Annotated in this window: 4 protein-coding genes; 2 read left to right on the top strand and 2 right to left on the bottom strand. The window is 71.9% G+C overall.

The window, feature by feature from the left end; translation table 11 throughout:
- Positions 1–87: 87 nt before the first annotated feature.
- Together QL987_RS13775 and QL987_RS13770 are read right to left on the bottom strand one after the other, a co-directional pair.
- Positions 88–2,145, bottom strand: coding sequence for a maltotransferase domain-containing protein (locus QL987_RS13775; protein ID WP_290158148.1), 2,058 nt, complete (start codon positions 2,143–2,145; stop codon positions 88–90).
- 104 nt (positions 2,146–2,249) lie between these two features.
- Positions 2,250–4,274: a glycogen debranching enzyme gene (locus QL987_RS13770; protein ID WP_290158146.1), complete on the bottom strand. Its 2,025-nt coding sequence runs from the start codon at positions 4,272–4,274 to the stop codon at positions 2,250–2,252.
- A gap of 58 nt (positions 4,275–4,332) precedes the next feature.
- Here QL987_RS13770 and QL987_RS13765 point away from each other — a divergent pair, with 58 nt between their 5' ends.
- Together QL987_RS13765 and prfB are read left to right on the top strand one after the other, a co-directional pair.
- Positions 4,333–5,496, top strand: coding sequence for a cysteine desulfurase family protein (locus QL987_RS13765; RefSeq protein ID WP_290158144.1), 1,164 nt, complete (start codon positions 4,333–4,335; stop codon positions 5,494–5,496).
- Positions 5,497–5,527: 31 nt separating this feature from the next.
- On the top strand, positions 5,528–6,637 hold the full coding sequence (gene prfB / locus QL987_RS13760) for a peptide chain release factor 2 (protein WP_221850118.1): 1,110 nt from the start codon (positions 5,528–5,530) through the stop codon (positions 6,635–6,637).
- The last annotated feature ends 48 nt before the right edge of the window (positions 6,638–6,685 follow it).

Below are 6,685 nucleotides of genomic sequence, written 5' to 3'. Positions count from 1 at the left end.
GGCCGGGACCGCGGGGCGGCTGGGGTGCGCCCTGCTGGGGTGCGCCCTGCTGGGGTGCGCTGGGCTGCCCGGGGTTGGTGGGATCGGTCATCGGTGCGGTCCTTCCACGACGAGCAGGTGCACGGGCTCCTGGAAGGCATCCAGGCGCACGTAGTTCGAGGAGCCCCAGGTCCAGCGGGCGCCGGTCACGACGTCGCGGACGTCGAACTCGGTGCCGGGCTCGAGACCGAGGGCGGCGAGGTCGAGGTGCACGGTGGTCTCACGGGCGGAGTGCGGGTCGACGTTCGCGACGACGATCACCGTGTCGTCCCGACCGGACCGGGTGAACCGGCCGGGCAGGTGCTTCGAGTACACGACGATGGCGTCGTCCTCGGCGCTGTGCACGGTGGTGTTCCGCAGCTGCCGGAGCGCGGGGTGCGCCGAGCGGAGACGGTTGAGCATCGTCACGTACGGGGCGAGGCTTGCGTCCTCCGCCTCGGCGAGCGCGAAGTCCCGCGGCTTGTACTCGTACTTCTCGTTGTCGATGTTCTCCTCGGAGCCCGGGCGGGCGACGTCCTCGAAGAGCTCGTAGCCGGAGTACATGCCCCACGTCGGGGCGCCGGTCGCGGCGAGGGCAGCGCGCACCTTGTAGCCGGCGCGGCCGCCGTACTGCAGGAACTCCGTGAGGATGTCCGGCGTGTTCACGAAGAGGTTCGGGCGCAGGTAGGCGCTCGTCTCGTGGGAGAGCTCGTCGAAGTACGTCTCGATCTCCTCCTTCGTGTTCCGCCACGTGAAGTACGAGTACGACTGCTGGAACCCGGTCTCGGCCAGGGCGCGCATCATCGCCGGGCGGGTGAACGCCTCGGCCAGGAACACGACGTCCGGGTGCTCGTCGCGGACCTCGCGGATCACGCGCTCCCAGAACCACAGCGGCTTGGTGTGCGGGTTGTCGACGCGGAACACCTTGACGCCGAACGTGATCCAGTGACGGAGCACCCGGAGCACCTCGGCCACCAGGCCCTCGGGGTCGGTGTCGAACTGGATCGGGTAGATGTCCTGGTAGCGCTTCGGCGGGTTCTCGGCGGTGGCGATGGAGCCGTCGGCGCGGACCGTGAACCAATCCGGGTGCTCGGTGACCCAGGGGTGGTCCGGGGAGCACTGCAGCGCGAAGTCGAGGGCGACCTCCATGCCGGTGTTCTTCGCCGTCTCGACGAAGGCGCGGAAGTCGTCCTCGGTGCCGAGGTCCGGGTGGATGGCGTCGTGGCCACCCTCGGGACCGCCGATCGCCCAGGGGCTGCCCGGGTCGTTCGGCCCGGCCTCGAGCGTGTTGTTCGGGCCCTTGCGGGCGGTGCGCCCGATCGGGTGGATCGGGGGCAGGTAGACGATCTCGAAGCCCATCCGGGCGACGGCGGGCAGACGACGGGCCGCGGTGCGGAAGTCGCCGCTCTTCCACGAGCCGTCCGGGTTGCGCTTGGCACCCTCGCTGCGGGGGAAGAACTCGTACCAGGCACCGACACCGGCGCGGGTGCGCTCGACGTCGAGCAGCTGCAGGGCGGAGCTCGTCCGCAGGGAGTCGATCGGGGTCTCGACGATCTCGGTGACGACGCGGGGGTCGTCCACCGCAGCCAGCCGCTCGGCCGGGTCGAGGTCGGTGTCGCGCAGGCGGGCGGCGGCACGGGCGGCCACCGCGGAGCCCTGACGCTCGAGCAGCGCTGCGCCGTCGAGCAGGGTCGCCTCGGTGTCGACACCGGCGGCGATCTTCAGCCGTGCGCCGTGCACCCAGGTGGCCCAGTCGTCGGAGTACGCCTCGACGTGCCACTCCCAGACGCCGGTGCCCTCGACCTGCACGGTCGCCTCGTACCGGTCGGTGCCGGCGGCGACGAGGGTCAGCGGGACGCGGAGGGTGCGCTCGTCGACCTGCAGCGCCGGCGGGGCGGGGGTCTGCTGGGCGACGGCCTGGGTCGTCTCGGGCTGCTGGCCCGCGGGGCGGACGAGGACGAGGTCCGCGCCGATGATGCCGTGCCCCTCGCGGAAGACGGTCGCACCGAACGTGATCACCTCCCCGTCGAAGCCCTTGCCCGGGAAGCCGTTCGGCGTCGTCGGGGCGAGTTCGGTGATCGGGATGCGCCCGATCTTCGGACGCCGGGGTCGGTCTACGGAGGCCACGGACCAGACGCTACCCGGCTGGGCCGTCCGTGTTCCCCGGGAAGCGTGTCGCGCCTCCCGGCCGGGGTGGCGGCGGGAGGCCGTCGGGCCGCACCGACGTCGGCTCAGATGACGTCGAAGACGTGGATGCCGGGGCCGTAGGCGCTGAACACGGTGCCCGCGGGGCGGTGCCGGTCGTGGTCGCGGTGCTTCTCGCTCGACCACGCCAGCCGGTACGCGAAGACGTCCTCGCGCGTCGGCAGGGTGAGGTCGCGGGTCCGGCCGCTGCCGTGCACCACGACCAGCACGCGGTCGTACGGCTCGTGCTCGGGCGTCGACTCGACGAAGTACTGCAGGGCGCGGTGGATGGGCTGGTCCCAGCCCTCGGCGGTCATCGCCTGGCCGTCCGGGCCGTACCAGGTCATCCGCGACGCCGACGGGGTGGTCTGACCGGGGACGCCGAAGCGCGACGGCCGGAGGGCCGGGTGCGCCGCGCGGAGCCGGGTCAGGGCGGCCATCGCCTCGGTCATCGACTCGGCGTCCTCGTCGTCCGACCAGTCCACCGGCGTCAGGTCGTCCGAGACGACGTACGCGTTGTTGTTGCCGTGCTGGGTGCGGCTGCGTTCGTCACCCGCGGTGATCATCGGCACCCCGGCGGAGAGCAGCACGGTCGCCATCAGGTTCCGCATCGACCGCCCGCGCGCCGCACGGACGCCGCGATCGGCCGTGTCGCCCTCGATGCCGTGGTTGAACGAGCGGTTGTCGTTCGACCCGTCGCGGTTCTCCTCGCCGTTCGCCTCGTTGTGCTTCGCGTCGAAGGACACCAGGTCGTGCAGGGTGAAGCCGTCGTGGGCGGTGACGAAGTTGACGCCGGACAGCGGACCGCGCTCCGGGCCGAACAGATGACGCGAGCCGGTGAGGGCTCCGGCGAGCGCACCGATGCCGGACTCCGGGGCCCCACGGCGTCGTTCGTCGGCGAGGTCCTCGAGCCAGAACTTCCGGACCGTGTCGCGGAACCCGTCGTTCCACTCGAGGGTGCGGGCGCCGAACGAGCCGGTGCGCCAGCCGTCCGGGCCGACGTCCCACGGTTCGGCGATGACCAGGGTGTCCTGCAGGTCGGGGTGGTTCCGGATCCGTTCGAGCAGCGGGTGCTCCGGGTCGAAGACGTGGTCGCCGTCCCGGGCAAGGGACGCCATGAGGTCGAAGCGGAACCCGTCGACCTGCACCTCGCGCGCCCAGTAGCGGAGGCTGTCGAGGATGAGGTCGGCGGTCGCGGTCACCGAGGTGTCGAGCGTGTTGCCGCACCCGGTCGTGTCGTAGTAGGTGTCCGTGTCGGACCAGCGGTACCGGCCGGCGCCGTCGATCCCGCGCAGGGAGGTGGTGGGACCGCCGAGGCCCTCTTCCGCGGTGTGGTTGTAGACGACGTCGAGGACGACCTGGATCCCGGCCTCGTGCAGCAGCCGGACCATGCCCTTGAACTCGCGGAGCACCGCGTCGGCACCCGCGGCCCGGGCGCCGGCGGAGGCGTGCCCGGCGTGCGGGGCGAAGAACCCGAGCGTGTTGTAGCCCCAGGCGTTCTCGCGCCCGGCCTCGCGCAGCCACCGTTCGGTGTCGAACGCCTGCACGGGCAGGAGCTCGAGCGTGGTCACGCCGATGCGCTGCAGGTGCGCGATGGTGCTCTCGTGGGCGACGCCGGCGTACGTGCCGCGGAGTTCCTCCGGGATCGCCGGGTTCGCGCTGGTGAGGGTCCGGACGTTCGCCTCGTACACGACGGCCCGGTCCAGGGGGACGACCGGCTTGGTGACGCCGCCCCAGTCGAAGGTGCCGTCGACGACGACGCTGGTCCACCGCGGGGCGTCGCCGGTCGCGACGACGCCGCGTGCGTACGGGTCGAGGAGCGGGCGGGTCGGGTCGAACTCGTGCCGCGGCCCGGTCGGGCCGTCGACGAGCAGGTGGTAGGTGTCCCCGACCTGCACGCCGGGCGTGGCGGCGCTCCACTCGTCGGTCTCATCGATGCGCGCCAACGGGAAGGCACCTCGGCCGTCGACGACCACCGTCACCGCGGTCGCCGAGGCGGACCGCACCGTCATCCGGGGGTCCCCGTCGTCGACCCGGAAGCCGGGCGTGGTCTCGGTCGCGGTCTCGTACACGCCACCAGGGTACGAGGCCAGCCGGGTATCCTGAAAACGCTCCAGAAAGGGGTGCCCCGTGCCCGTCTACCTCGACCACGCCGCCACCACGCCGATCCTGCCGGAAGCGCTCGCCGCGTTCACCGACGCGCTGACCACCGTCGGCAACCCGTCGTCGATCCACAGCGCCGGCCAGCGCGCCAAGATGCTGCTCGAGGACGGCCGTGCCCGGGTCGCCGCGTCGCTCGGTGCCGACCCGGTGGAGGTCGTCTTCACCTCCGGCGGCACCGAGAGCATCAACCTCGCCGTCAAGGGCCTGTTCTGGGCCCGGCAGCGCGACCGCCGGCGTCCCCGCATCGTCGTCCCGGCGGGGGAGCACCACGCCACGGTCGACACGGTCGACTGGCTGGAGCGCCACGAGGGCGCCGTCGTCGACGTCGTCCCGCTCGACGCCGCGGGTCGCGTCGACCTCGCCGGACTGGAGGCACGACTCGCCTCCGCCGACGACGTCGCCCTGGTCACGTTCCTGTGGGCGAACAACGAGGTCGGCACCATGCAGCCCGTCGAGCGGATCGTCGCGCTCGCCCACGCCGCCAGTGTCCCGGTGCACAGCGACGCCGTGGCCGCGTACGGCCAGGTGCCGGTGGACTTCGCCGCGTCCGGCCTCGACGCGTTGAGCGTCTCGGCGCACAAGATCGGCGGCCCGGTCGGGGTCGGGGCGCTGGTGCTCGGCCGACGCGCGGTCGTCGAGCCGCTCATCCACGGCGGGGGCCAGCAGCGCCAGGTCCGGAGCGGCACGCAGGACGCCCCGGCGGCCGCGGCCTTCGGGGTCGCCGCAGCCGCGCCGCACGCCGACGTCCGGCACCTGCGGGACCGCCTCGTCGACGGGGTCCGGGCCGCCGTGCCGTCCGCGGTGCTGATGGGGGACCCGGTCGACCGGCTGCCGAACAACGCGCACTTCACGTTCCCGGGCTGCGAGGGGGACTCGCTGCTGTTCCTGCTCGACGCCGCCGGGGTCGCCGTGTCCACCGGGTCGGCGTGCCAGGCCGGGGTGCCCGAGGCATCGCACGTGCTGCTCGCGATGGGCCTCAACGAGGACGCCGCCCGCGGCGCGCTCCGGATCACCCTCGGCCACACCTCGACCGAGCAGGACGTCGATGCCTTCCTCGCCGCGCTGCCGGTGGCCGTCGAGCGTGCCGGTGCGGCGGGCATGGCGCGGCGGGAGCCCTCGCTCGGGCGCTGACCCGGACGCCCGGCCGGTAGGATCGGGGACCATGGTCGAACTGGACATCAGCGAGCAGGTCAACGCCCTCCGAGTGACCTTCGGGAACATCCGCTCCGTGGTCGACGTCGACCGCCTCGAGCGTGAGATCGCCGAACTCAGCGAGCAGGCCGGTGCCCCCGACCTGTGGGAGGACACCGACCACGCGCAGCAGGTCACCAGCGCGCTCGCCCACCGGCAGTCCCAGCTGAAAAAGCTCACGGCGACCGAACAGCGACTCGACGACCTCGAGGTCCTCGTCGAGATGGCGAACGAGGCCGAGGACCAGGAGTCCGCCGACGAAGCGGCCGAGGAGCTCAAGGCCATCACCAAGACGATGGGCGACCTCGAGGTCCAGACGCTCCTCGACGGCGAGTACGACGATCGTCCCGCCGTCATCACGATCCGTGCCGGTGCCGGTGGTGTCGACGCCGCCGACTTCGCCGAGATGCTCATGCGCATGTACCTGCGCTACGCCGAGCAGCACGACCAGAAGGTGACCGTGATGGACACCTCCTACGCCGAAGAAGCGGGCATCAAGTCCGCCACGTTCGAGGTCGACGGTCCGCACGCGTTCGGCACCCTGTCGGTCGAGGCCGGCACGCACCGCCTGGTCCGCATGTCGCCGTTCGGTGCCGCGGGCAAGCGCCAGACGTCCTTCGCCGCGGTCGAGGTCATCCCGCTGATGCCGGAGACCGCGGTCATCGACATCCCGGAGAACGACATCCGCGTCGACGTGTTCCGTTCCTCTGGCCCCGGTGGACAGTCCGTCAACACGACCGACTCCGCCGTGCGCCTGACCCACCTGCCGACCGGCACCGTCGTGTCGATGCAGAACGAGAAGTCGCAGATCCAGAACCGTGCCGCGGCGATGCGCGTGCTGCAGTCGCGCCTCCTGCTCCTGAAGAAGGAAGAGGAGAACGCGAAGAAGAAGGAACTCGCCGGCACCATCACCGCCAGCTGGGGGGACCAGATCCGCAACTACGTGCTGGCGCCGTACCAGATGGTCAAGGACCTGCGGACCGAGTACGAGGTCAACAACCCGTCGGCGGTCTTCGACGGCGACCTGGACGGCTTCATCAACGCCGGGATCCGCTGGCGCAAGCGTCCGGACGAGGACTGAGCGTCGAACGGGGTCGGATCTGAGCGACCCCACCGGTTCCTGAGCCGC

It is taken from the genome of Curtobacterium sp. APC 4022 (genome assembly GCF_030407555.1).
Classification (GTDB): Bacteria; Actinomycetota; Actinomycetes; order Actinomycetales; family Microbacteriaceae; genus Curtobacterium.
The sequence above is the reverse complement of the archived record's forward strand: the minus strand, read 5'-3'. Positions and strand labels throughout refer to the sequence as shown.